Origin of the sequence: Thalassotalea marina, assembly GCF_014656435.1 — a bacterium.
Classification (GTDB): domain Bacteria; phylum Pseudomonadota; class Gammaproteobacteria; order Enterobacterales; family Alteromonadaceae; genus Thalassotalea_C; species Thalassotalea_C marina.
This window is the reverse complement of the sequence record NZ_BNCK01000011.1, coordinates 114,406-139,974: the sequence shown is the minus strand read 5'-3', so window position 1 is coordinate 139,974 and position 25,569 is coordinate 114,406. Positions and strand designations below refer to the sequence as shown.

At 39.1% G+C, this 25,569-nt stretch carries 20 protein-coding genes; 12 read left to right on the top strand and 8 right to left on the bottom strand.

Annotated elements, in window-relative coordinates; all coding sequences use genetic code 11:
* Positions 1 to 723 precede the first annotated feature (723 nt).
* On the top strand, positions 724 to 1,167 hold the full coding sequence (locus tag IE199_RS19875) for an RNA recognition motif domain-containing protein (RefSeq protein ID WP_189774215.1): 444 nt from the start codon (positions 724 to 726) through the stop codon (positions 1,165 to 1,167).
* A gap of 18 nt (positions 1,168 to 1,185) precedes the next feature.
* On the opposite strand, the gene IE199_RS19870 is transcribed toward IE199_RS19875, so the two are convergent.
* Positions 1,186 to 2,433, bottom strand: a complete 1,248-nt coding sequence (locus tag IE199_RS19870; protein WP_189774213.1) for a DUF5610 domain-containing protein — start codon at positions 2,431 to 2,433, stop codon at positions 1,186 to 1,188.
* Positions 2,434 to 2,621: 188 nt separating this feature from the next.
* Between IE199_RS19870 and trmA the strand changes: the two genes are divergently transcribed.
* The gene (gene trmA / locus IE199_RS19865; RefSeq protein ID WP_189774211.1) at positions 2,622 to 3,716 is read left to right on the top strand and encodes a tRNA (uridine(54)-C5)-methyltransferase TrmA; all 1,095 of its coding nucleotides are present in this window, start codon (positions 2,622 to 2,624) and stop codon (positions 3,714 to 3,716) included.
* A 2-nt stretch (positions 3,717 to 3,718) separates the two neighbouring features.
* On the opposite strand, the gene fabR is transcribed toward trmA, so the two are convergent.
* The gene (fabR, locus tag IE199_RS19860; protein WP_189774209.1) at positions 3,719 to 4,342 is read right to left on the bottom strand and encodes an HTH-type transcriptional repressor FabR; all 624 of its coding nucleotides are present in this window, start codon (positions 4,340 to 4,342) and stop codon (positions 3,719 to 3,721) included.
* 215 nt (positions 4,343 to 4,557) lie between these two features.
* Between fabR and IE199_RS19855 the strand changes: the two genes are divergently transcribed.
* Together IE199_RS19855 and sthA are read left to right on the top strand one after the other, a co-directional pair.
* On the top strand, positions 4,558 to 5,676 hold the full coding sequence (locus IE199_RS19855; RefSeq protein WP_189774207.1) for a fatty acid desaturase: 1,119 nt from the start codon (positions 4,558 to 4,560) through the stop codon (positions 5,674 to 5,676).
* Positions 5,677 to 5,749: 73 nt separating this feature from the next.
* Positions 5,750 to 7,171, top strand: a complete 1,422-nt coding sequence (gene sthA / locus IE199_RS19850; RefSeq protein ID WP_189774205.1) for a Si-specific NAD(P)(+) transhydrogenase — start codon at positions 5,750 to 5,752, stop codon at positions 7,169 to 7,171.
* Positions 7,172 to 7,231: 60 nt separating this feature from the next.
* Here sthA and IE199_RS19845 read toward each other — a convergent pair whose 3' ends face one another.
* Positions 7,232 to 7,627, bottom strand: a complete 396-nt coding sequence (locus IE199_RS19845) for a hypothetical protein (RefSeq protein ID WP_189774203.1) — start codon at positions 7,625 to 7,627, stop codon at positions 7,232 to 7,234.
* A gap of 82 nt (positions 7,628 to 7,709) precedes the next feature.
* Positions 7,710 to 8,777, bottom strand: a complete 1,068-nt coding sequence (gene hemE / locus IE199_RS19840) for a uroporphyrinogen decarboxylase (RefSeq protein ID WP_189774201.1) — start codon at positions 8,775 to 8,777, stop codon at positions 7,710 to 7,712.
* Between the two features lie 185 nt (positions 8,778 to 8,962).
* Here hemE and IE199_RS19835 point away from each other — a divergent pair, with 185 nt between their 5' ends.
* Positions 8,963 to 10,951 carry a methyl-accepting chemotaxis protein gene (locus IE199_RS19835; protein ID WP_189774199.1) on the top strand — a complete coding sequence of 663 codons (1,989 nt, stop codon included), beginning with the start codon at positions 8,963 to 8,965 and terminating at the stop codon, positions 10,949 to 10,951.
* A gap of 470 nt (positions 10,952 to 11,421) precedes the next feature.
* On the opposite strand, the gene IE199_RS19830 is transcribed toward IE199_RS19835, so the two are convergent.
* The 4 genes from IE199_RS19830 to mpl form a co-directional block, all read right to left on the bottom strand.
* Complete coding sequence (locus IE199_RS19830) at positions 11,422 to 11,619, bottom strand: pentapeptide repeat-containing protein (RefSeq protein WP_189774197.1); 198 nt, start codon at positions 11,617 to 11,619, stop codon at positions 11,422 to 11,424.
* A gap of 265 nt (positions 11,620 to 11,884) precedes the next feature.
* Positions 11,885 to 15,088, bottom strand: coding sequence for an amidohydrolase family protein (locus IE199_RS19825; RefSeq protein ID WP_373304829.1), 3,204 nt, complete (start codon positions 15,086 to 15,088; stop codon positions 11,885 to 11,887).
* A 254-nt stretch (positions 15,089 to 15,342) separates the two neighbouring features.
* The gene (locus IE199_RS19820) at positions 15,343 to 15,972 is read right to left on the bottom strand and encodes a flavin prenyltransferase UbiX (RefSeq protein WP_189774194.1); all 630 of its coding nucleotides are present in this window, start codon (positions 15,970 to 15,972) and stop codon (positions 15,343 to 15,345) included.
* 25 nt (positions 15,973 to 15,997) lie between these two features.
* A complete protein-coding gene (gene mpl, locus IE199_RS19815) occupies positions 15,998 to 17,374 on the bottom strand; it encodes a UDP-N-acetylmuramate:L-alanyl-gamma-D-glutamyl-meso-diaminopimelate ligase (RefSeq protein WP_189774192.1) in 1,377 nt (458 codons plus the stop codon).
* A 188-nt stretch (positions 17,375 to 17,562) separates the two neighbouring features.
* On the opposite strand from mpl, the gene IE199_RS19810 reads away from it, so the two are divergent.
* The 7 genes from IE199_RS19810 to astA all read left to right on the top strand — a co-directional run bounded on the left by IE199_RS19810 (position 17,563) and on the right by astA (position 25,569).
* The gene (locus IE199_RS19810; RefSeq protein WP_189774190.1) at positions 17,563 to 18,744 is read left to right on the top strand and encodes a YcbX family protein; all 1,182 of its coding nucleotides are present in this window, start codon (positions 17,563 to 17,565) and stop codon (positions 18,742 to 18,744) included.
* 488 nt (positions 18,745 to 19,232) lie between these two features.
* Positions 19,233 to 19,940, top strand: coding sequence for a 5-oxoprolinase subunit PxpB (gene pxpB, locus IE199_RS19805; RefSeq protein ID WP_189774188.1), 708 nt, complete (start codon positions 19,233 to 19,235; stop codon positions 19,938 to 19,940).
* The gene (locus IE199_RS19800) at positions 19,940 to 20,908 is read left to right on the top strand and encodes a 5-oxoprolinase subunit C family protein (RefSeq protein WP_189774180.1); all 969 of its coding nucleotides are present in this window, start codon (positions 19,940 to 19,942) and stop codon (positions 20,906 to 20,908) included. The genes pxpB and IE199_RS19800 overlap by 1 nt, the downstream gene beginning before the upstream one ends.
* Positions 20,909 to 20,975: 67 nt before the next feature.
* Complete coding sequence (locus IE199_RS19795; protein ID WP_189774178.1) at positions 20,976 to 21,575, top strand: anthranilate synthase component II; 600 nt, start codon at positions 20,976 to 20,978, stop codon at positions 21,573 to 21,575.
* A 75-nt stretch (positions 21,576 to 21,650) separates the two neighbouring features.
* Positions 21,651 to 22,796: an HDOD domain-containing protein gene (locus IE199_RS19790; protein ID WP_189774175.1), complete on the top strand. Its 1,146-nt coding sequence runs from the start codon at positions 21,651 to 21,653 to the stop codon at positions 22,794 to 22,796.
* Between the two features lie 489 nt (positions 22,797 to 23,285).
* Positions 23,286 to 24,503, top strand: coding sequence for an aspartate aminotransferase family protein (locus IE199_RS19785; protein ID WP_189774174.1), 1,218 nt, complete (start codon positions 23,286 to 23,288; stop codon positions 24,501 to 24,503).
* Positions 24,504 to 24,552: 49 nt separating this feature from the next.
* Positions 24,553 to 25,569: an arginine N-succinyltransferase gene (gene astA / locus IE199_RS19780; RefSeq protein WP_189774165.1), complete on the top strand. Its 1,017-nt coding sequence runs from the start codon at positions 24,553 to 24,555 to the stop codon at positions 25,567 to 25,569.

Here is a 25,569-nt window from a genome sequence, read left to right as displayed (position 1 = left end):
CCTGCCGCCAGCGTTCAATCTGAGCCATGATCAAACTCTTCAATTAAAATCGTTTGTGCACCTAAGTGCGACTCAATGAATTCTGTACAAATAAAACTTATAAAAGTAGTTTTTGCATGAACCTCACCGAGTTAGTTTTTGTAGCCTAAGCTACTGGTAAAACATCATCACTGTGAGTGCCCACACAAATTGCATGATAACTAATTGTTAAAGATGGGTACTAGGAAGTACCTATGTCGAATCGTTCACGGATGAACGTTTTATTCGACACGAATCAGCAAGCGCATTCGTTACTGAACCGTTGTGCTCTACCGTTGAGAGCGGATGCGCATTTTACGCATCTCAGTTTTGATGTCAACACTTTTTATTTAACTTTTTGATTAAATTTTTGTGTTGCTTATTTTTGCTGTAAGCCAGTAAAAATAAGTATCTTAACTGCTTCTCAGGTTGCCCTTGGGAAGTGGATGCGCATTGTAGAGATCTCTGAAAAAGGTGCAAGTGTTTTTTTGAAAAAAACGTTTGTTCGGACAGTAATTGTACTAATCGATAAAATTTGCCACGAATTACGCTTATTTTCTGGCATTTACAGTTTAGTTATTCCTTACTACTGTTAGTTATGTACATTATTCACACTTATAGTTGCACAAAGCTGAAAGCTCGGTAACATGTAATTGCAATTTAAATTGTATCTATAAATAAAAAATAATAATTAGGTAAATATTTATGACTTCTCCTAAATCAATGCAAATAGTTGTAGCATTCATATGCGCAGGGATCGCATTTGCTGTAGCGACATCTTTAGAGCCTATTCAACCTGCCATTGTAGCAATTATCGCTTTTGTTTCTGCTTTAGCTGTTTCTCTCGTTGGGGGCAATGATAAAGAAGCAGGATCTGGAAACATCAAAACGCTATATGTAGGTAATCTTCCTTACCGAGCTAATGAAGGTGCTGTAAGAGCATTATTTTCTGAACATGGCAAAGTGCATTCAGTGCGACTCATGAAGGATAAACATACAGGCAAACGTCGAGGCTTTGGCTTTGTTGAGATATCTGCAGAAGATGCGAGCTCAGCGATTCAAAAGTTAAACGATACGGAGTTCCAACAACGCACTCTTAAAGTTAGAGAGGCCAAAGAGCGACCGGACAATAACGACGAAGACAATTAACATAATGAAAAGACCGCTTTATTGAGCGGTCTTTTCATTTATATTGTCAGGCTGACTAACTTGTATATCTGCTTTATTACTATTTTTATCTTCTTGTAATAGCTGTTGAGCAAATCTATTAAATACCTCTGCACTGGTATTGTTTGGCTCAAATACTTCTTTAAACATCGCGTTCATCAAGCTGACTAACTGTCCATTGTTTATTTTAAACTTCTCTTGTGCATCTTCACGCAACATTTTGAGTTGATCCATAAACGATGTCATTTTGTCTATATCATCTTTTATAGATGCCAAATTACTTTTACCTGAATCTAGGTTTTCAATTGATTTATAACTTTGTGTCGCGATTGTCTGCGTTTGGGTAAGCTCTAACGAAACCGCTGATATTTGGTTAAAATCAACATTTAACGCTGATACTCGTTGATATGCCTCTTCTATATTGTTGCTAAAAAATGACTCTTGTACCTCTGCAATTTGCGACATTAGCTCACCTATAGCCGCTTTTTCGTCATCAGATAAATCCCCTTCAACGGTATAAGAAAATGACTTACTACTGTATGCCCCAACAGATAAGTTTTGGCTAAAGCTATTTTCATTACTTTGTTGAGCATAAGAAAACCCTGCACCTTGTTGTTGGTTGAATGAAATACTGACTTTATCGCCTTCCTTAGTTATCAATTCAAGTGCGCTAGATTCACCGTAAGTTTGACCAGCACTAATATAACGCTGCGTTATTTCGCTGGTTGCAGACTCTTCGGGGAAATAACTCTGTTTTAGCTGATCAAGGTTTTCACCAAATTGACTTCTTGTTTGAGCTACACCATTTTCGATGTCATCTGTTAACATAGATAAATCTTCTAGCTCAGCTAACGCCTCATCAAGCCCTCTGCTGACCCCCTCTTGAGCTTGTTCAAACATTTCTTGCAACTTTTCATCAGATGCACCACTTTCCTTTGCTTTGGCTATTCCATTACTGACAAAATCAAAAATAGTTTTTACAACCGCATCAACATCAAACATAGAGTCGTTAGTTGACTCTGTTCTTTGCTCAGCTGGTTTGTTCACTGATTGCTCGGAATAAAACTGACGACTAATTGATTGAAAAACTATTTTCGCCGCAATAACACCATTGCCGTTAAATGAAACATTAGGATTGTTTGGTCTTACACTATGCGAAGGGCCTTGAGCAACTCCCGATCGTTTGTTGTGCACATTGATCGGCTGCTTCAAGTAGTTAAAGAAGTGGCTGTTTGAAATTTTGTCCATGATTGTTCCCCAAATAGCACATTTTTTGTGTTATCGACCAAATTGATTAAAACTTGAGCTACCTTTATTCATATTATAGATGGCTTTTATTAGTAGGCAGTCAAACTAAAAGACTAGACAATACCCAGTAACACGCTAAAATTTGCCGCCTTTTATGTCACAATTTGAACAATCATTAAGGTTTTATCATGTTCAGTCATATTGACCCCGCTCGCTACGATCAACAACTCGAAGAACAACAACAACAAATGACTGAGCTATTTAGTGAGTTCTCTACTTTGCCTTTCGACTTATATAAGTCTGAGCCTCTTCATTATCGTCAACGTGCAGAATTCCGCGTATGGCACGAAGGTGATGATTTGTATTACATCATGTTTGATCAGGCGACTAAGCAAAAATTTCGTGTTGACCATTTCCCTGTTGCCAGCGAGCTGATCAATAAGCTTATGGCAGCATTGCTTGACAATATCCGTAATAATGAAACTCTCAGAAGAAAGCTATTCCAAGTCGATTTTCTAACAACGCTCAGCGGTGAAGCAGTAATAAGCCTGCTCTATCATAAGCAACTTGATGATCAATGGCTGGCTGAATGCCAAAAACTAAAACAAATCTTTAGTGCTATATGCCCAACAAACTTTATTGGTCGCGCTCGTAAACAAAAACTTATCGTTGACCAAGACTATGTCAACGAAAAGCTAACTGTAGACGGTAAAGAATTTCGCTATCAGCAAATTGAAAATGGCTTTACTCAACCCAACGCTAAAGTGAATGAGCAGATGCTAGCTTGGGCTAGGCATGCAACCAAAAATAAAGGTGGTGATTTAGTTGAGCTTTATTGTGGTAACGGTAACTTTAGTATCGCTCTAGCTGACAACTTTAAACGTGTACTAGGAACAGAAATTTCTAAAACTTCTGTTAAGTCTGCACAAAAGAATATTGCCGACAACAATTTAACTAATGTTGAAATCATTCGTATGTCGAGCGAAGAATTTAGCCAAGCAATGAATGGTGAAAAAGCATTCCGTCGCTTAAATGATTTGGATCTCACCAGTTATGATTACGAAACTGTGCTAGTTGACCCACCTAGAGCAGGGTTAGATCCAGACAGCGTGGCATTGGTCAGTCGTTTTGAGCATATTATTTATATTTCGTGTAATCCAGAAACATTAGCTGATAACTTAAAAACATTAACACAAACTCATAACATCACTAACATGGCTTTGTTTGATCAGTTCCCATACACACATCACATTGAAACTGGCGTGATTTTAACACGCAAGTAACGCTACTCTTTTGAGTTTTCCACGCGGTTAGCAAGTTCCATCGCGCCGCGTGCGATAAACCTCAGTTGGTGAATAGTGCGATACGCCAAATGTTCCCGCTCTTTTTTATCTGCATCTAAGGCGTCAGAGCCGGCACTAAAAACTATGGTTACTGCGGCATTTGCTTGTAAATACGCCACTTCAGCATCAAGTTTGTTTGCCTGTTGTAAGTAGTCACACAACTCCAACGTAAAATAGCTAATTTCTCGGTTAACTGCCGCACGAAAAGCTGCTGACGTACCAGAACGCTCTCGCAACAACAATCTAAAGATATTACCGTTATTTTCGATGAACTCCATAAAGGTCAGCACAGATATTTTTATCACTGAGCCACCTTTTTCAATTCGTTGCCTGGCTTGACGCATCAACTGACGTAACGTTAATCCAGCTTCGTCAACTAGTGTTAAGCCTAATTCATCCATATCAGAAAAGTGGCGATAAAAAGACGTAGGTGCAAGCCCAGCCTCTTTTGCAACTTCCCTTAAACTTAAACTCGAAAAGCTGCGCTCTGCACTTAATTGGTTCAACGCCGCGTTAATAAGTTGTCGACGAGTTTTCTCTTTTTGCTGTGCGCGTATACCGCTCATAGGGGAAGTCACTGTGTAATTTAATAATTTTAGCTAGCCATATGATACTCAATTGCAAACACTTGGGTAAACTAGAAATTATTTAACCGAAACACCTGTTCACTTATCGCAAAAATCAAATAATCATCAAATCTTCACAAATACTAGCTTGACTGTGTTAAAAACAAAACTAAAATAGCGTACACTTGTACACTCAAATTTAATAAACGATTTTCATGAGCAAACCTAAAATCATTTGGCTGAATGTAACTGTCTTTTTAGTTACCTTTTTAATTGCCGCCATCGCCGTACCTTATCGCGCCATTACCCATGGATTTGAAGCAGCCGAAATCATTATGGCAATAGCTTGTTTTTGTTACTGTGGTATGTCAATTACTGCGGGTTACCACAGACTTTGGTCACATAAAACATATGAAGCACATGCCATTGTAAGATTTATTTATGCAATTGGTGGCGCATTTGCCTTACAAAATAGCGCATTACACTGGTCATCTGATCATCGTATTCACCACAAACATGTTGATAATAATGATGTAGATCCATATTCGGCTAAACGCGGATTTTGGTATTCACACATTGGTTGGATGTTAAGGGAGTATCAAGCTCATCGTTACAACGATTACGATAATGTACGCGATTTGAAAAGAGACCCGATCGTTATGTGGCAGCATAAGCATTACTTAACGCTAGTATTGTTGACAAATATTGGCATTCCTCTGGTCTTTGGTCTTTGGTATGGCGACGTATTAAGTAGCTTATTATTAATTGGTTTTCTACGCCTAGTATTGAGCCACCACACCACCTTTTTTATTAACTCCTTGGCTCACATTTGGGGTAAACAAACCTACACCGACAAAAATACAGCTCGTGATAATGGTGTTTTAGCCTTATTTACCTTTGGTGAGGGCTATCATAACTTTCATCATTTGTTTGAAAACGACTATAGAAATGGCATTCGTTGGTGGCAATTTGATCCAACAAAGTGGATGATCAAACTGTTTTCATATGTTGGTTTGGCTGACAAGTTACGTAAAAGCCCAGAAGATAAAATAGAAAAAGCTAAACTTGCAATGGCATTAAAAACAACGCAACAACGTTTAACGTCTCATCCACAAGCAGAAGAAATGTTAAAAAAGCTAGAACATGAATACGAAGTTTTACTGGCTAAAATTAATGAGTTTTATGCGCTGAAAAAACAAATTCTGCTCAATAAAAAGCAACAACTTGTTTGTGAAGTGGAAAATTCAGAGTTGATGAAACAATTTTTCGAACTTAAAGCAAATTTAGCCGAGCAACGTAAAAACTGGCAGTTGTTAACAACAAAGTTCGCCTAGTTTAAGAATTAGGTTAACTATTCTCTAATTCCTGTTACTATTTTCAGTAAACAGGAATTAGAGGAAATCGATTTTGGCTAAAGCAAAATCTACTAAAAAAATTGCCTACGATTTTGACATTATAGTCATCGGTACTGGCCCTGGTGGTGAAGGTGCCGCAATGAATTTAACCAAAGCTGGGAAAAGAGTTGCGGTGATTGAAAAACATTCACAAGTAGGTGGTGGATGTACACATTGGGGCACTATCCCATCTAAAGCACTGAGACATTCGGTCAGTCGTTTGGTTGAATACAATAACAACCCACTGTTTAACAAAACAGAAAAAGCAGCCACTCTTACTTTTGAAAATATTCTACGACACACCACTAAAGTTATTCGCGACCAGGTGAGATTACGCGGTGGCTTTTATAGTCGTAACGATGTAAAAGTTTTCCATGGCTGCGCCTCGTTTATCGACCAACATACATTAAATATTGATTATCCTGACGGCTCAAAAGAAGTTGTTACCGCAGAAAAACTGGTGATCGCAACGGGTTCGCGCCCTTATCGTCCTGCAGACGTCGACTTTAATCATTCTCGTATCTATGATTCTGACACTATTCTGTCACTAAAACATGAACCTAAATCCATCATCATTTATGGTGCAGGTGTTATTGGTTGTGAATACGCTTCAATTTTTAAAGGTTTAGGCTGTAAAGTTGACTTGATTAATACTCGCGATCGTTTGTTGTCATTTATGGACGCAGAAATGACTGATTCATTAAGTTATCACTTCTGGAATAGTGGTATTGTAATCCGTCATGGCGAGGAGTATGAATCGATTGAAGGTCGTGAAGACGGTGTGGTCCTTACGCTAAAATCGGGCAAGCGAATGAAAGCTGACTGTCTGCTTTTTGCCAACGGCCGTACCGGTAACACTGACCAATTAGGAATTGATAAAATTGGTTTAAATGCTGATTCTCGTGGTTCGCTTGCTGTTGATAAAACATATAAAACACAAATTAATAATATTTCAGCAGTGGGTGACGTTATCGGCTATCCAAGCCTTGCTAGTGCAGCTTACGACCAAGGGCGAATTGCCGCAGATTACATGCTAAACATATCAACGGAAAGGCAATTAATTGAAGATATTCCAACGGGTATTTATACCATTCCAGAAATGTCTTCCGTTGGTAAAACTGAACAAGAGTTAACAGCTGCTAAAATTCCATACGAAGTTGGGCGGGCATCGTTTAAACATTTAGCTAGAGCACAAATTGGTGCAAGCCCAGTGGGTAGCTTAAAAATTCTTTTCCACTGTGAGACTAAAGAGATCTTAGGTATTCATTGTTTTGGCGAGCGCTCTGCGGAGATTGTTCACATTGGTCAAGCCATCATGCAACAAAAAGGTGATGCAAACACCATTGAATACTTTGTACATACTACCTTTAACTACCCCACCATGGCAGAAGCTTATCGTGTGGCGGCGTTAAACGGCTTAAATAGACTGTTTTAAACTGATTGTTAATAGCGGCATATTAGCTATGCCGCTAAGTTTCAATGTTATCGCTTGATTTTAATGCGTAAGTTCAGTTCGGCTCACGCCTTTTTCAATGATTTCTATTTTTTCAATTTCAAAAGGTGTGCCCCATTGTTTAATGGTCATAACATCGGGTTTGGTTTTCCCTGTAAAGCGCACTTTAGCATTATGTTGTTGAAACTCTGTGGCTAAATTTAGTGGTAAGTACCTTTTATTATCTTCAGTGACTAAACCAAAAAAGCCACCTTCATGGTCAAAATACTGAATACGGGCTATTTGCCACTGCACATTTCTTTCCACGTTTTCTATTTTTTTCACTGTGGCAGTAGTCTCATTTGATTGAGTTTGCTTTTGGTCAGCACTGCCTTCTTGTTGTGCTGGTTGCTGACAGCCTAGTAATACAAAACAGGCAATAACAAGTATTGTTCTCAAAGATTATCTCCTTTAAAGCATTATTGAACAGTGTAAATTGTGCACCCTAAATATGCAAAAAGGAGCCGGAGCTCCTTTTCATTTAACCATGATATGGCTTACTTAACCTATGCACAGCATCAATAAAATAGCCGGCATGCTCTGGGTTTACATCAGGGTGAATACCGTGACCCAAGTTAAATACATGGCCAGTATTACTTTGACCAAAACCTTTTAATATTGTTGCCACTTCCTGTTCAATACGCTCTTTAGGGGCGTAAAGCATTGACGGATCCATATTACCTTGCAAAGCAACTTTATCACCGACACGTGCTTTTGCATCTTCAATATTGATGGTCCAATCTAGGCCTACAGCATCACAACCAGTTGCAGCAATAGATTCTAACCACATGCCACCATTTTTAGTGAACAAGGTGACAGGCACTTTGCGACCTTCATTTTCACGCGTAAGGCCATCTACAATTTTTGCCATGTATTGCAATGAGAAATCTTTATAATCACGAGGTGAAAGTACACCACCCCATGTATCAAATACCATAACAGATTGTGCGCCTGCAGCAATTTGCGCATTGAGGTAACTGATCACAGAGTCCGCTAATTTATCTAGTAATAAATGTAGTGTTTGCGGCTCGGCATACATCATTTTTTTAATTTTGGTAAAGGCTTTTGAACTACCACCTTCAACCATATAAGTGGCTAGTGTCCATGGGCTTCCAGAAAAACCAATTAACGGCACCTGACCATCTAAGGCTTTGCGAATGGAACGAACAGCATTCATTACATACTGTAATTCACTTTCAGGATCTGGGTGGCCAATCTTATCTACATCGGCTTTACAAGTGATTGGGCGCTCAAACTTCGGCCCTTCACCTGTTTCAAAATACAAGCCTAATCCCATTGCATCAGGAATCGTCAAGATATCGCTAAACAAAATAGCGGCATCTAGTGGAAAACGACGTAGTGGTTGAATAGTCACTTCTGTTGCTAACTCAGTATTACGACACAAGGACATAAAATCGCCAGCATCTTTACGTGTTTCTTTATATTCAGGTAAATAACGACCTGCTTGTCTCATCATCCACACTGGTGTGTAGTCTACTGGTTGACGTAACAATGCACGTAAATAAGTGTCATTCTTTAATTCAGTCATCAATTCATTTTCCAACAAAAAAAGTGCGCGCATTTTAGCAAGAAGCGAGCAGCGGATCTATGTTCTATGTCAATTATTAGCTGACAAATACGTCAAAATTTACCAGCCACTACCTTAGTTTGCGTTTTGGCCAATTTGTCCTAGATTTAGCAATAAAGCTCCAAAAACCAACCTAAGGAAGGGAGATGTCGATGCTACGTCGATTTTCGATCATTCAGCTGTCAATTTTATCCGCGGTATTATTTTCTATTTTAGTTGTCTGCTTAATAGCACGAGATATTACACATTCATACAACCTTGTCAGTCAGGCTAAAGACGACGCTCAACTTGTCACCCTGCTAGATGCCTTAGAAAAAGTCGCTCATCACCACGCAGTAGAGCGTGGATTAACTGCTGGCTACCTGGGTGCGCCAAGTAACGATAAAAAACAAAAAGTAGATGCTCAGCGAGAAAAGGCAGATTTAGCGGTTAAAAACTTAAATCAAATTGCAGGTCAACAATGGCCGGAAAATCTTAATGTTCAAGTGAGGTTATCCGTTTTGCTTGAATTGTTAAATCAGAAAAGACAAATTCGAAATCAAGTGAACGCGTTAAATGGAAGTAACAGTTTTAATTATTATAGCAAAGTGAACAGTACAGTTTTAGAAACAATTAATACGTTTATGTTAGATATTAATAGTCTAGAACTCTCTAAAAGTTTAAAAGCAGCCTTGCTCTTTGCAAGGTTTAAAGAGCGTGCAGGCCAAGTTCGAGGAAAAGTAAACGGCGCTTTAGCAAAACAATCAATTGATAATACGGGTAAAATGCAAATTCAGTCGTATTTATTAGACCAAGAGTTAATTACCGCCAGCATTGCCAAAGTATTATCACCTGAAGCTCAACAAGCTTTTAATGTAGCAACCAGTACCGCACGTGATAAAAAAATAGCTCAAATAGTTCAAGGTATCACTAGCTCTTCTCCCAATTTTTCCAGCTTAGGCACACCAGAAAACTGGTTCCCACTGGCAACCGAACAAATTGCCGCAGTAAAAACACTGTTAGATCAACAATGGTCAGCCATTACGCAACAGGGTGAAACATTAGTAGATTCTCACCAAAATAGTATGATTATTTTGGTTTTGAGTACTGTGTTTTTCGTAGCTGTTATTATTTTGCTGAACCTGTACTTACTCACTTCATTAAAAACCCAATTAAAATCGTTAACCCGACATTTGGACACGATAGCAGACGAGGGGGATTTAACTATAGAAGTTGACCTTAAATCAGAAAACGAGCTAGGTACGATTTCACGAGCCATTGATAAAACGATTAACGCCATAAAAGTGCTTGTTATTGGATTAGACAAATCAATATCAACAGGGAGTCAATTAAGCGGATTGTTAGACGACTCCATTTCCTCAATTGTACAAGATTCAGAAAAAACACAAATGATGGCAAGCTCTATTTCTACCGCCGTAGAAGAGTTAGTAGCCACCAGTAATGAAATATCCAATTCAGCTACCATGACCATGGATGCAAGTAAATCGCTCGATCAATCTGCTGAGGAGTCTTTACAGCAAAACTTAAATACCAAAAATGCAGCTGAATTGCTCGATACCAACATGAAAGACGTACAACAAAGTGCCAATGTGATGGAACAAAGAACAACACAAATTAGCACATTTCTCGACACCATTAATTCACTAGCAGAACAAACCAACTTGTTAGCATTAAATGCCGCGATTGAGGCTGCGCGAGCAGGAGAACATGGCAGAGGTTTTGCGGTTGTTGCAGACGAAGTGAGATCGCTTGCCCAAGGTAGCCGAGAAGCATCTAATAAAATCTCCGACTTATTGTCTGATCTACAGGAAGTGTGTAATTCAGTAGTTAGTGGTATTAATGAGAATTCAAATGCTACCGCAGATTTACTTACCGTCAGCTTAGCCTCAGAGCAAACATCGCTCAAACTTAAAGATCATGCTATTGAACTTGAACAAATGGCAACAACCGTTTCGTCTGCTGCTGAGGAGCAAGCGGTAACCCTATCTCAAGTCGCTCAAGATATTTTGAATGTACAAACTGCGGCTGAAGATGAATATAAGTTATCGCAAGATTTAAGAAAGCTGTTTGATGACGTTGAAATAAACAACCAGACTATGCAAAAGTTGATGAATTATTTCAAAATCAATCGTTGATAAAGCTAATTTCCCATCTATCAATATCTAGCCATTTTCTTCCCACCAAATGACAAATAGAAAATGGCTAATTTAAAAATCAACCGTTAAAACTCATCTAAAAAAGCAAAACACCAAATAAAAATTTAAAAATTTTTTTTCAGTACTATTAAAGATTTGTTAACAAAAAAAGAAAACATAAAACATAGCGTTAACTTATATTCAAAATACAACATAGCCATAATAAACAACAGGTTACACCAAAACAGCTTGACAGTATATGTCAAAATAGTAGTTTACACTTTGCTAACATCTTGAATTTCGACACATTTACGAAAAACATCGTGGTATAATTGCTCTAATAAAGTTGTTGCACGCTTAAATTCGCTTTGCTATAAATTGTTCCGCGCTAACGGAAAACAATAATAAAAATAAAGAAACAACTAATAAGAAGCTAGTACAACTAGACCATACAGCGAGCATTTCAGGCCTTACTTCGGTAAGGCTTTTTTATTTTCTAAACATGTATTTTCTAAACATGTATTTTCTAAACATGTATTTTCTAAACATGTATTTTCTAAACATGTATTTTCTAAACATGTATTTTCTAAACATGTATTTTCTAAACATGTATTTTCTACCGTATAAGACACATCAATTGCCTTTTTAGTTTCAATTTTATTTTTCACCACCTATATACTGCCAAAATTAGCGCAGTATTTATTATCCTTTATGAAAATACGTAGCATGGAAAGAATACGATCAATTTACATCTAGCTAACAGAGATCTATTAACAACCCCTCCCAGCTAGGCTATCGAGTACATGATAATCCGCTGTTTTCGGTCAAGCTTTTATCATTACATTAGCCGTTATAATGTGTTGGCTTTTAAAGGGTAGTTAACAAAAAAGCACCCGAGGGTGCTTTTTACATTATTTGGCTAGAAACAGACGCCTACTTTTCGAAATAGAACTTATCTCGTTTTTTATCGTAGTTACCAACTTCGTTCATGGTTTCAGCATTATATAAACGACCGTTGATCATCGTATAATCCACACGATCGGATAGCCTGATATCTTTAGTGATGTCGCCATCAATAACTATCATATCAGCTAGTTTACCTACTTTAATTGAACCCAGATCTTTATCTAACCCTAACGATTTAGCTGGTGCGTATGTCGCTGTCCACAAAGCCTCTACTGGTGACATGCCACCTTGTGCCATCATCCACATTTCCCAATGCATAGCCAAACCTTCACGTTGTCCGTGACCACCAGCATTAACTAATACTCCCAAGTCTTTAATCTCTTTAGCCACTTTGGCTACGTTAAAGTGGTTGTAATGGTGATGCGGTGCTTTGGTGCGACGCATTGAACGAGGATCTAAGATATCACTCGGTACATACTTGCTCAGTCTAGGGTGCTTCCAAACGTCAGTTGTATCGTACCAATAATGCTCACCTGAAATACCACCATAAGCTACGCCCATGGTCGGTGTATAAGCCATTTCTGATTGAGACCACAACTGCTTAATATCGTCATAAACTTTTGCTGTAGAAATTGAGTGTTCTAGTGTTGTGTGGCCATCAACTAACATGGTCAGGTTATGTTGTAGCAATGAACCACCTTCAGGCACAACCATTACGCCAGCTTCCCTTCCCGCCTGAATAAACTGCTGACGTTGGTTACGACGAGGTTGGTTGTAACTTTTAACAGAAAACGCTCCTGCTTTTTGCAAGCGTTCGATGTGAAACTTAGCGTCATCTAAACTATCAACATGAGCTGTTGCACCGACTGAAGTTGCGCCGTAAAGAATACGCCCAGTAGAAAACAAACGAGGGGCTACTATCTTGCCCGCTTTTTGCATTTCACTGGCGGCAAAAAAGCTATTAGTATCATTTGACGGATCGTGAATAGTAGTCACACCTAAGGCTAATCCAGCATAATTGTTCCAGTTTTGCTCTGGCGTAATTTGTGAACTACCTTGTGAGCCGTGAGCATGTGCATCAATTAAACCAGGTACAATAGACTTACCTGTGATATCAATGATTTTCGCACCCTTTGGAATCTCAACATTTGCTCTAGTGCCAACTGCGCTAATTTTGTTTCCAGAAACCAAGACCACGCCATTGGCAATCACTTGTTCACCTTCCATCGTCACCACAGTACCACCAACAAAAGCGACCTGTCCTTCTGGCTTATCTACTTTTTGTTTGTAGCTTAGTGAAGTAACTACTGGCTCTGTTTTTTCAGCTTTGTCATCAGACACTTTAAAATCAAACAAGCTTGTTACAGATGCGTGATATAACTCAGGGCCTAGAGTCCAGTACAGCGACTGAGCATCACCTCCCCAGTTTATACCTTCACCTGCACGCACCGACAGCTGCTTAACAGGGAAGTTTCTCGCGCTAGGACCAGTATCAATGACACTACCACGCTCGGTGAACGGGGTAACAAACACTTTAAAGCGTTCTGCAAAAGCTAGGTGTTTTCCATCAGGAGCTACTCGATATTCAGTTGCAAATTTACCTTGATAAAGTGCTTGCTCATGCTGACCATCTAAATCAACCTTAAACAATTGCGTTTGTTTGCCACCTCGAGAGAAGTAAATACGGTCATTACGTGCGCCAAAATGTGGTGCACTACCCCACTCTGTGATCAAGCTTGGTGTGCCACCTTTGCTAGGCATTTGGTAAATACCCGTCGCCAGATTCCATGTTTTATCTAAGATAGAACCACCTCTAACCTTACGATAAACAATAGTTTTACCGTCAGGTGAAAAGCTTGGTTCTATATATTTACCAGGCTCTTGGCTTATTGTTTTCCCTTTACCACCACTTGCCGAAACAACTTTAATAGTGCCCTGCTTGTTATCATCCCACGTGGTATAAACAATTTTTTTACCATCGCGAGAAAAGCTTGGATTAAGCTCATGGTGTTCACTTTGTTTAGTTAAACGCTTAGCCTTACCTTTGACTTTACCGTTATCGAGTTTTTGAACATACAAATGCCCCATTGACTCAAATACCGCGCGACTTCCGTCAGGAGATATTTCAACGTCACGCAGCATTTTGACATCAAACACGTCTTGGTCTAAATCTTGTTGGAACCTGAGTGCTTTTTGAATTTTCTTTTCAGTATCAACCTCAAATGGAATAATCGCTGACTTGCCAGACTTTGTATCAACACGCTTAATGTGACCACCAGCCCAAAACACAATAGTTTTGTTATCAGGTAGCCAAGCCATATCAGGATAAACTCCATGAATCGCCCAAGTTTCTTGCATATCACGATCTAATCCTTCAAAAACTAGCTTTTCTTCACCACTTTTTAGATCGTATAAATAAAGGTTTGATTGAAAGTCATCACGGCTAACGTAAGCCAAATATTTACCATCTGGTGATGGTACAGGGCGAATTGCACCACCTTTTCCAGAGAGAATAGTGGTAATTTTGCCAGTTTCTAATTCAAAGCGCTTAATGCGGTAAATACCTGACTCTGAATCTTTACTGTACTCAAAATAAGGTCCAGGGGTGGTGTCCTGTGAAAAATAGACATATTTACCATCAGGGGAAAACGCTGGCTCACCTAAATCTTTTTGCTCATTTGGACGCTTCGTTAACATCACACCGCTACCACCAGACTTGTGGTAAAGCCATACTTCACCCGCTCCCAATGAGCGACTACCAGTATAATGTTTGCGGCCAACTAAATACTCGCCATCAGGAGACCAAGCAGGACTGTTTAACAAACGGAAAGTTTCTTTTGTCACTGGTGTTGCGTCTGAACCATCAGCCTTCATCACCCATAAGTTATCACCGCCATCTTGGTCAGACGTAAATGCAATATGTTTTCCATCGGGGCTAAAAGTAGGTTGCATTTGCCACGCTATATCCGTCATTAATGGCGTTGCTTTGCCACCCGATATTGGCATGGTGTAAATATCACCTAATAAATCAAAAACGATGGTTTTGCCATCAGGGCTGACATCAACGTTCATCCAAGTACCTTGTTTTACGTTGATTTTAGCTGTTGTAAACTCCCCTTGTGGTTCATTTACTGACCATTTTTTAGCATCCGCTTTATCTTCTGCTATCGCTTGATGTGAAAGCGCTAACGCAACAGAAAGCGCTAACGATTTAATGGCATGTTTTCTTATGTGAGGCATGCTTTTTACCCTATGTCGTTATAATAATATGTTGTACCAATTCTATTAAATATTTGGCCAACTTAGAACTTCATTAACACGCTTAGAACAAGCTAAATAATTTGAGCCTAGTCATTCTATGGTTCGATTATTTAGGGAGGTTATCAGAGCGTTAATGAGTTGGTATTAACTAGAGCACAAACAATGACTCTAGTTCAACTGAAAAGGGTAAATTGTATATTATTTAAGGCAAGTGGACGACCAGGCTATTTCTGGTAACCCCAGCGCGGCATAATGTCTTGATTTATTCCTAAATGATCTAACATTCTACCTACCATAAAATCAATTAAATCATTAATCGATTCAGGGTTATGATAAAAACCCGGCGCTGCTGGCATGATAGTAACGCCAATTTGTGAAAGCGATAACATGTTCTGTAAATGAATTGGCGAAAATGGTGTTTCTCTGGGAACTAGAATTAGCTGCCCTCTTTCCTTAATTACCACATCAGCAGCGCGTTCGATTAAGTTATCACTCATCCCTTGACTAATTGCCGATAAGGTTCCGGTAGAACAAGGACAAACCACCATTTTTTTCGGCGCCGCAGACCCTGAAGCGACCGGCGAAAACCACTGCTCTTTACCAAAGACAGTAATTTGCCCAGCTTGCGCATCAAAGTGTTGAGTAAAAAATTCACTCGCTGCTGCTGGAGAACTAGGCAGTTTAATGCCAACTTCAGTATCTAAAACCACGCGAGCAGCGCTAGAAACTAGCACATACACCTGATAATTGGCTGCTACTAAACATTCCATTAGCCTCAGCGCATACAATGAACCCGATGCGCCGGTTATTGCTAAAGTTATTTTGTCTTGAAAATTTGCAGGAGGAACTGTCATTTTCTCTCTCAATTGTTAGTCATCTTTAAACTAGAAACTTTTGTTTCAAGGCACTAAGTATTTTGTCGTGAATACCACCAAAGCCGCCATTACTCATCACCACTATGGTGTCATTCGGCTGGCTACTGGCAATAATACGCTCGATAAACAGCTCTAGATCTTGCTCCACCGTACAAGGTTGATGACAGTTCGCGATTAATTCATCAACAGACCACTTTACTTTATCGCCCTGATAAACAAATGATAAGTCTGCCAAAGCCAGTGAGTCTGGCAAGGTATCTTTGTGCACACCAGACTTCATGGTGTTAGACCTTGGCTCGAGCACAGCTAATACTCTACCTTGGCCAACATTGGCGCGTATACCTGCTAGTGTTTTAGTTATTGCCGTTGGATGATGAGCAAAGTCATCAAAAACACGAATGCCATTAACTTCACCTTTCAATTCCAAGCGACGCTTAGTATTAACAAATTCGGCCAGTGCTTCAATCGCCACATGACTTGGAACACCCGCATGGCGAGCAGCAGCTATTGCCATCAAGCCATTTTCGATATTAAAGTCACCAATTAAATCCCAAGTTACCGTGCCTTGTAATTGCCCTTTAAAATACACTTTAAACTGGCGACCATCTTCGACAGTTTTATCTGCATACCAGCCCAGGTTATGTTGTGCTTGCTCAACTGCAATTTCTCTCGGTGTCCAACAGCCCATTTCAATAGTTTCTTCAATAGCTTGCTCTCGTTGAGGTGAAAGAATTAAACCATTGCTGGGTACCATACGAATTAGATGATGAAACTGGCGCTGGATATCAGATAAATTGTTGAATATGTCAGCGTGATCAAACTCTAAGTTGTTGATCACTAAAGTACGCGGTCGATAATGAACAAACTTAGAGCGTTTATCAAAAAACGCCGTATCATATTCATCCGCTTCGATAACAAAAAACGGCGCATCACCTAGGCGAGCAGAGCTTTCAAAGTTTTGTGGTACACCACCAATTAAGTAACCTGGTTTTAGGTGCGCATATTCTAAAATCCAAGTCAGCATTGAACTAGTTGTCGTTTTACCATGAGTACCAGACACAGCTAAAACCCAACGATCTTTTAGTACATTTTCCAATAGCCATTGTGGCCCAGAGGTATATGGAATATTACGATCTAACACGTATTCAACCATAGGATTACCACGTGTCATCGCGTTGCCGACAATGACTAAATCTGGCTCATCTTCAAGATGTTCTGGCAAATACCCTTGTTTAAGCTCAATACCTAATTGCTCAAGTTGGGTGCTCATAGGGGGGTAAACATTAGCATCACACCCCGATACGCGATGTCCTAACTGTTTTGCAATGGCTGCAATACCGCCCATGAAAGTACCACAAATACCAAGGATATGAAGGTGCATAGAACTCCTACGTAAGACTAAAAGACAGATTAAAATTGTCAGCAATATACCGTAAATGCGCGACAAACTCACGCGTAAAACCTTTGATAAGAGTGTAAAAGACTTACATATTTATTCACGGTTTTGTCATTGCCTTGCTATATTCTCTTTGCCACAATAGTTTCTTACTCATCTTTTAAGGATTTACGGTGTCTTCTGCGTTTGTACAGTCTGTTCATGTTTACCCTATTAAATCTGCCTCTGGTATTAGTTTATCGCACTCTTGGGTCGACGACTTTGGTCTTAGCTTTGACCGTCGTTTTGTCGTTACCGAGCTTAATGGTCGCTTTATCACAGCTAGGACACAGCCCTCGCTTTGTTTAATATCCGTCAACATCACGCCAGAAGGCTTAGTGTTGACTGCACCAGACATGCCAGTATTAGAAATTAAATTTAAGCAATTTAGTGAACAATACCATGCGGTTACTGTATGGAATGATGAAGTTAATGCGCTGTATTGCCATCAACACTATGATAAATGGTTCAGTGATTATTTAGGTCTGCCCTGTCAGCTGCATTTTTTTGCTGAACGCTCTAGTCGATACGTTAAAAATCGCAATAATCAGGTAGCTTTTGCTGATGGTTATCCTTTATTACTGGCCACTCAAGCAACACTAGATGACTTAAATAAAAAACTTAAAAACCATCAAGTGACCATGAATAATTTTCGACCAAACGTAGTAGTTGGTCAAACCCTAGCTTTTGCAGAAGATACATGGAAACACATACGCATTGGTGAAGTTGAATTTGAAATAACCAAACCATGTAGCCGTTGTATTTTTACGACGGTTGACCCTTTAACAGGTGAAAAACACCCTAAACAAGAACCTTTAGCCACATTAAAACAATATCGCCAACTCGATAATGGTGATGTAATTTTTGGACAAAACATGGTGGCACTAAACAAAGGCATCATAAGACAAGGTGATGAAGTCACCATAATTTCTGAACAATCAGCCCCGAACTATACCAAGCCAAGCAAAAAAACAGCTGAAGCAAGTATTGAATCGGTGAAAACCAGTACGAATATGCAAGCTGAGCTACCAGAAATGCCTAAAAAATCTTCCGTTAATTTAAGCTTTGCCTCATGGAATACTCAGCATAAAGGCAATACAAAAGAGCCTATTTTAGATCAAGGAGAAGCAGCAGGCCTGATTTTACCTTATTCTTGCCGTGGTGGTATGTGTGGTCGCTGCAAAATAAAACTAGAAAGTGGCGAAGTACGACAACTAGCAGATGATGGCTTAACCGATGAAGAAAAAGCGCAGGGTTATGTTTTGGCTTGTAGCGCTATCCCACAATCTGATCTCGTGCTCACCTCAGGAAAATAGCGATAAGCAGGCGATTTATTAATAAGGTATTAGGTTAAAAAGGCATGACAACAACACGCTGGTCATGCCTTCCATCATGCAAACAATTATTGTCTAAAGCACACCTGATACTAAATAACCTCAGGTTTGTATAAAGGATAGCGCGAAGTCTGATAAAACAATAACTTAGCAGTTTTTTATGTTTCTAGTTCGATATTTTTGTCTGAATTTAAGGCTTTTTGGAGCTGGAATAGCCAGCTATTTCGCTTCAAAATAACGCAGAAGTCAGTAAAAATAGCACCTAGAAACGCATTGCTTATGCGAAGCTGAGGTTAAATTCGTAAGCATTGCGCAATCTTTTGGCCTATCTTTAGTTAAAGAAGCATCTACTTATAGAAATTTTCAACCATATGGTTTTTTGGCTCTGAACACAGTACCGTGATTTAAAATCAACAATAGGTAAAAAGTAACATCGACCTGATTCATAAAACAATTGAGGCAACTAATTAATGATAGATCTGAAACAAGTCAACATTGATAGCATTGCCGAAGATGCCATATTAATTAGTTGGCCAGATGTAATAGCGCCAGCAATTGCCGAGCAAATTGTATTTATCAAACACTGTCTAAAGGAGTGTGGAGAACAAAAGATCATTGACACGGTATCGAGCTACACGAGTTTGTTAATTTACTATCGATTTGATTTGATAACTTCTGACCAATTGAAGGCATTGATCCTCAAACAATTAGCTGTCATTAGCAGTAATAAAAACCCACAAGTTGCCAGCGACATTATCGATATCCCTGTATATTATGCAGGTTGGGATCTAAACGAAGTAAGCGACTTAACGCAGCTCAGTAGCAATGAAGTTATTGATCTACATTGTAAACATCATTACACCGCGTACGCTCATGGTTTTGTTCCTGGTTTTTGTTATTTAGCAAGTATTGATAAACAAATACAACTACCCCGTAAAGCGACACCGCGCGCTCAGGTTCCGGCTGGGGCGGTAGCGATTGCTCAAGAGCAAACTGCTGTTTACCCTATGGATACACCTGGGGGTTGGCATATCTTGGGATTTACCCCCATTAAAATGTTCGACATTGCACAACAACAATTTTTTCCTAAGATTAAACTGGGTCAAATTGTTAATTTTACGCCGATATGCCAAGAAAAGTACCTTGACTTGGGCGGAAAACTTCATAAGGAATGCTGATGTTTACTATCAACAAATGTCAACAAAACATCAGCATTCAAGATTTAGGTAGGCCAACTGCACAGCACTTAGGTTTCAGCGGTACGGGAGCCGCTGACGAATATAGTTTTCTGCTCGCTAACCAGTTATTGAAAAATCCCAGTAATACACCTGCATTAGAAATAATACTCGGCCAAGTTTCTTTGAGATTCACTAAAGCATCTACATTTGTCATTACTGGGGCAGATTGTTTAGCTAGACTAAGCAATACTCGATTAGAGAATAATAAAATATATCATGCATCTGCTAACTCAGAGCTTACATTGCAAATGCCCAAAACGATGGTTTATAGCTATATCGCAATAGAAGGCGGTTTTGAGTGTCAATATTGGTTAAACAGTGCCAGCCAGGCTAAGAATGAAGTTTCACTGGGTTTAGTATCACCAAGGATTAAGCAAGGGACTCACTTTACTCGTGCAAATATTAATATTGAATCAGTCGACAGTGTTTATCAGCATCAAGTAGAAAGCCATTTTCATCAAAATGATAAATTAACCTTACGATTTATACCAAGCAACGCATGGTCAACATTAACGTTGCAACAACAGCAGCAAATTATGGAGTCAAGCTTTACTATTGCGCCTGCAAGTGATCGCATGGGTTACCGACTCAGTGGAAACCCCATCTCCAGCAAATTGCCACAACAGCTTTCAGCTCCTGTAAATTACGGCACCATTCAGTTACCAGATGATGGATGCCCAATTATCCTGATGAAAGACAGACAAACGATAGGCGGCTACCCGGTTTTAGGTAATGTTGCACGAATAGATTTATTTCGCTTGGCACAAAAGCGCCCTGGAGAGTCGGTAACATTTTTGCCAATTACAACGCAGCAAGCACAAGCACAGTTATTTGCCTTTTATAGCCAATTTCAAACGCGCGCTTTTGAACATTTAGACAGCAGTCAGCCCGCATTCCAAAATAGTTAATGAATTCCCTGTTTAATGTCATTAGAATAGCCGCACTTTTTTGGCCTGATGTTTCTGAGAGTTTACAGTGTTGTTGATGATCGACAATTATGATTCATTTACCTTTAACTTAGTGCACTATTTTGAAGCACTAGGACAAAGTGTGAAAGTTTGTCGCAATGATGAAATTACACTGCAAGATATCACTGCAATGGCGCCAAAATACATTGTTATCTCACCTGGTCCATGCACACCAAATGAAGCAGGTATATCCTTGGCTGTGATAGAACATTTTGCAGGAAAAGTTCCTATTTTAGGTGTTTGTTTAGGACATCAAAGTATTGCACAAGTTTATGGTGCTAACGTGATAAAAGCCAAACAAGTAATGCATGGTAAAACCAGCTTAGTAAAACACCTTAACAAAAGTGTATTTCAGGATTTAAATCAACCACTAACGGTAACCCGCTATCATTCTTTAGTTGTAGAAAAGTCATCTATTCCTGATGAACTAGAAATTATCGCTTGGACAGAAAACAACCAAGGTGACTTTGACGAGATTATGGGGTTACAACACAAAGCTCTACCTATAGTCAGCGTTCAGTTTCATCCCGAATCTGTGATGACTGAACAAGGTCACCAACTACTAAATAATTTTATTTCTCAATACTGCGACTATAATCGGCAATAATAGATAAAAATTAAACGTTATCTCAATTTGGCCGATACCTTGCAAAAGCGGACACACATTACCGCAACTTAATCGATGAAAATTTTTGAACAAAACGAACACGCATATAACATATATCAACGAGCAATTCGTTTAGCGATCAGTAAAGAGTTTGCTGAACAAGTTAACGGTGCAAGCACTATTATTGAAAAACAAAATAGCGAGCAAGAAAACCGTCGCCGCGAGTTATTAGCCGTTGAAGAAGAAGCCAAACAAAATCGACTAATTGAAGAACATGGTATGAATCACTTTAAAAACCAAGTGATGAATCAATTCTACAATCAAGTCATGGCCGACGTTAATTTAGCGTTTGATAATAAAGAAAACTTATATAGCAATGTATTAAACATTGAAGATGCCGCACCTACCATCATGGAGATATTATCACTGCGTGCAGCTTCAATTAAGCGAATAGCACCGCTAGTAAATAGCTTGCCTTGGTTGTCAGATGAATTAGTAAAGCTAGTCAATAAGCCCCAATACCGCAAACGTGCAGACGTACAGGTTAATGATCCTAATCTAGCATTAACTTACATAGGGTTGGAAAACCTTAAGCTAGTGACACCAACATTTATGTTAAAACATTGGCTCCCTCATAGCACAGCGCCTTATCCCCTAATGAAACGTAAAATGTGGAATGATGCACTTGCTATTGCCATGTCTGCTCAAGTTTTGGCAAAGTCAGCAGGGCTAGACGAGTTTATGGCGTTCTCCGCAGGTATGTTTAGTAACATAGGCATGCTGGCTGTTACTCGCAGCTTTTTGCAAACCTATAACGAAAGCTACAATCAAGCATTAAAAAATGCCTACGATAACAAAGACAAAAAGTTACACGATGTTTTATTGTCTTTTGATATGTCACCAGAATTGTTGTTTCAGCAGCTTAGTGAACGAAATGCCATGGTAGCAGCCGACTTGGTCGAGCTGATGCGATTTGACCGACTGGCAATAACAGAAGCTATTTTTGATTTAGCCTATAGCTCTAACAGTAATGAAATGTGTGATATTGCTAAACTGGTGTTAAAAGCCAAAAGTTACATCGCCTTTCGCAGTTTAGCAAAAGAAAAGCTGATCACTGGCGACGAAGCTAAAACACTTTTAGCTGTTGCACAAGTGACCCCAAAAGACATTGCATTACTGAAAAAGACCGATATTGACCATATAAAACTTACATTTAATTAATTGGCACCAATCCATTCTTTTTCATTAATGTAGTTTTTACACAGAATGCAAGGCTAATTGTTTTTAACCTTGCTAAAGCACAAACCTTAAACCACTTTGTAACAGTTCCCTCTACGATGTCATCAATTTCGTTAAAATTGGCAGCAATTGGTGACATAACAAACAATTTGTCAAAATTTTTTCTGATTATTTATGAAGCATTATCAAAGATAATAAATCCTGAGCTAGCGCTAAACTGCTCAACTATCCAAGCAAAACTTTACTATTTTTAAGAAAATATAGTTATGCAATATAACTGAATAAATCACTCAAACCCCTTGTTTTATAAGGCTTTGCGAGCAAGTGCTGCGAGACAACTGCTTTTTTATCTGTCATAATGCCTAGCAATTAATCGACTACAATATAGCGTTAAGTAAGTATTTTTAACCAAATTAAGCCAAGAGCTAATACTAAAAACGCAAACATGTTCCAACACGTGAGGAGTATAAAATGAGCAATCACTTTCCGGTAAATCGCGAATTATTCGATGATGTTATGGTCCCTAACTATTCACCATCAGCGGTTATTCCGGTTCGAGGTCAAGGTTCACGAGTTTGGGATCAACAAGAGCGAGAATTTATCGATTTCGCAGGTGGTATAGCAGTTAACTGTTTAGGCCACTGTCATCCAGCTCTTGTATCTGCACTAAAAGAACAAGGCGAAAAAATTTGGCACCTATCAAATGTCATGACAAATGAACCGGCATTACGTTTAGCAAAAAAATTAGTAGACAATACATTTGCTGAAAAAGTGTATTTTGCCAACTCTGGTGCTGAATCAAACGAAGCAGCGCTAAAATTAGCACGTCGTTGGGCATTAGATAACTTCGGTGAAGACAAGTCACAAATTATCTCATTCAAACAAGGTTTCCATGGTCGTACATTCTTTACAGTGACTGTTGGTGGCCAAGCAGCTTATTCAGATGGTTTTGGTCCTAAGCCTGGTGACATTGTTCATGTTGAATATAACAATTTAGCGCAATTAAAAGAGATCATTTCTGACAAAACTTGTGCGGTTATGATGGAACCGCTTCAAGGTGAAGGTGGTATTGTTTCTCCAACAGAAGAATTTGTTAAAGGTGTACGCGAATTATGTGACCAACACAATGCGCTACTTATTTTTGATGAAGTGCAAACAGGTGTTGGTCGTTTAGGTACTTTATACGCGTATGAAGGTTTAGGTGTTACACCAGATATTCTAACAACAGCAAAAGCACTAGGTGGCGGTTTCCCAATTGGTGCAATGTTAACAACAACTGATATTGCTAAACACCTTAAAATAGGTACACATGGCAGTACATATGGTGGCAACCCTCTTGCTTGTGCTGTAGCGGAAGCTGCGTTTGATACTGTTAATGATCCAGCTGTACTTAATGGCGTTAAAGAAAAAGAAGCCTTATACAAAGCAGGCTTGGCGAAAATCAATGAAAAATACAATGTTTTCAAAGAAGTTCGTGGTAAAGGTTTACTTATTGGTGCAGTACTAACTGAAGAATATCAAGGTAAAGCAAAAGACTTTTTAACCGCAGCAATGGCAGAAGGTGTAATGACCCTAGTTGCTGGTGCTAACGTTGTACGTTTTGCTCCTTCTCTTGTCATTCCAAACGAAGATATTGAAGAAGGTTTAGCACGTTTCGAACGTGCCGTTGCTACTGTAACTAACGCCTAATTACCTTGGGCGCTGTTTGCAGCGCCCAACAACTACGTAAAAAGCTAATATGATTATTATTCGCCCTATACGCTCAAGTGATTATGATGCGCTGCATACTATTGCCATAGAGTCAGGTCATGGATTTACTTCATTACCTATTAATGAAGAACTATTGCAAAATCGCATCTCTCACTCTGAAGCTTCATTTGCTAAGTCGGTAACAGAGCCTGGTAATGAAGGCTACCTTTTTGTCATGGAAGATACCAAAACAGGTCAAGTTGTTGGTACCAGCGGTATTGAAGCTGCAGTAGGTTTAGATGATGCCTTTTACCACTATCATTTAGGTAAAGTGGTTCACAGCTCACGTAAGCTAAACATTTATAATACAGTTGAAACTTTGTCTTTGTGTAATGACTACACAGGGTCAACAGAAATTTGTACGTTATTTTTATCTGAAAAGTATCGCAAAAATAAAAACGGTCGCTTTTTATCACGTATGAGATTTTTGTTTATTGCCGAACATTTAGAACGATTTTCAGATACTGTCATTGCCGAAATGCGCGGTGTTTCTGATGAAAACGGACGTTCACCTTTTTGGGATTGGTTAGAAGAACACTTTTTTTCAATGGACTTTCCCACAGCTGATTACTTAACTGGCATTGGCAAAAAAGTATTTATCGCTGAATTAATGCCTAAGTACCCTATTTATGTCAATTTGTTAAGCAAAGATGCTCAAAAAGTGATTAACCAAGTACACAAGAATACTAAACCGGCTTTGCGTTTACTTGAAGCTGAAGGATTTAGTAAACGTGGCTATGTTGATATTTTTGACGCAGGCCCAACAGTTGAAGCGCAAACACGTGATATTCGCTCAGTACACGAGAACCTACGTTGCCAAGTCATTATTGGTGAAGTATCGAGCAAAGACAGGTATATCATCTGCAACACGCAGGTTGAAAATTTTAGAGCGGTTCAATCACCTATTTCATTGAGAGAAACTGCAAAACAAGCAGTCATTCCAGCCGATGTTGCTGAAGCTTTAATGGTTAATGAAGGTGACTGGATCCGAGTAATCGCAAACTAG

Excerpts from the sequence above, each read along its gene's own strand:
- IE199_RS19835 (WP_189774199.1), top strand. The coding sequence starts at position 8,963 with ATGTCGATGCTACGTCGATTTTCGATCATTCAGCTGTCAATTTTATCC.
- IE199_RS19800 (WP_189774180.1), top strand. The coding sequence starts at position 19,940 with ATGTTTACTATCAACAAATGTCAACAAAACATCAGCATTCAAGATTTA.
- IE199_RS19785 (WP_189774174.1), top strand. The coding sequence starts at position 23,286 with ATGAGCAATCACTTTCCGGTAAATCGCGAATTATTCGATGATGTTATG.
- mpl (WP_189774192.1), bottom strand. The coding sequence starts at position 17,374 with ATGCACCTTCATATCCTTGGTATTTGTGGTACTTTCATGGGCGGTATT.
- trmA (WP_189774211.1), top strand. The coding sequence starts at position 2,622 with ATGTTCAGTCATATTGACCCCGCTCGCTACGATCAACAACTCGAAGAA.
- IE199_RS19870 (WP_189774213.1), bottom strand. The coding sequence starts at position 2,433 with ATGGACAAAATTTCAAACAGCCACTTCTTTAACTACTTGAAGCAGCCG.
- pxpB (WP_189774188.1), top strand. The coding sequence starts at position 19,233 with ATGATAGATCTGAAACAAGTCAACATTGATAGCATTGCCGAAGATGCC.
- astA (WP_189774165.1), top strand. The coding sequence starts at position 24,553 with ATGATTATTATTCGCCCTATACGCTCAAGTGATTATGATGCGCTGCAT.
- IE199_RS19790 (WP_189774175.1), top strand. The coding sequence starts at position 21,651 with ATGAAAATTTTTGAACAAAACGAACACGCATATAACATATATCAACGA.
- fabR (WP_189774209.1), bottom strand. The coding sequence starts at position 4,342 with ATGAGCGGTATACGCGCACAGCAAAAAGAGAAAACTCGTCGACAACTT.
- IE199_RS19820 (WP_189774194.1), bottom strand. The coding sequence starts at position 15,972 with ATGACAGTTCCTCCTGCAAATTTTCAAGACAAAATAACTTTAGCAATA.
- IE199_RS19855 (WP_189774207.1), top strand. The coding sequence starts at position 4,558 with ATGAGCAAACCTAAAATCATTTGGCTGAATGTAACTGTCTTTTTAGTT.
- hemE (WP_189774201.1), bottom strand. The coding sequence starts at position 8,777 with ATGACTGAATTAAAGAATGACACTTATTTACGTGCATTGTTACGTCAA.
- IE199_RS19875 (WP_189774215.1), top strand. The coding sequence starts at position 724 with ATGACTTCTCCTAAATCAATGCAAATAGTTGTAGCATTCATATGCGCA.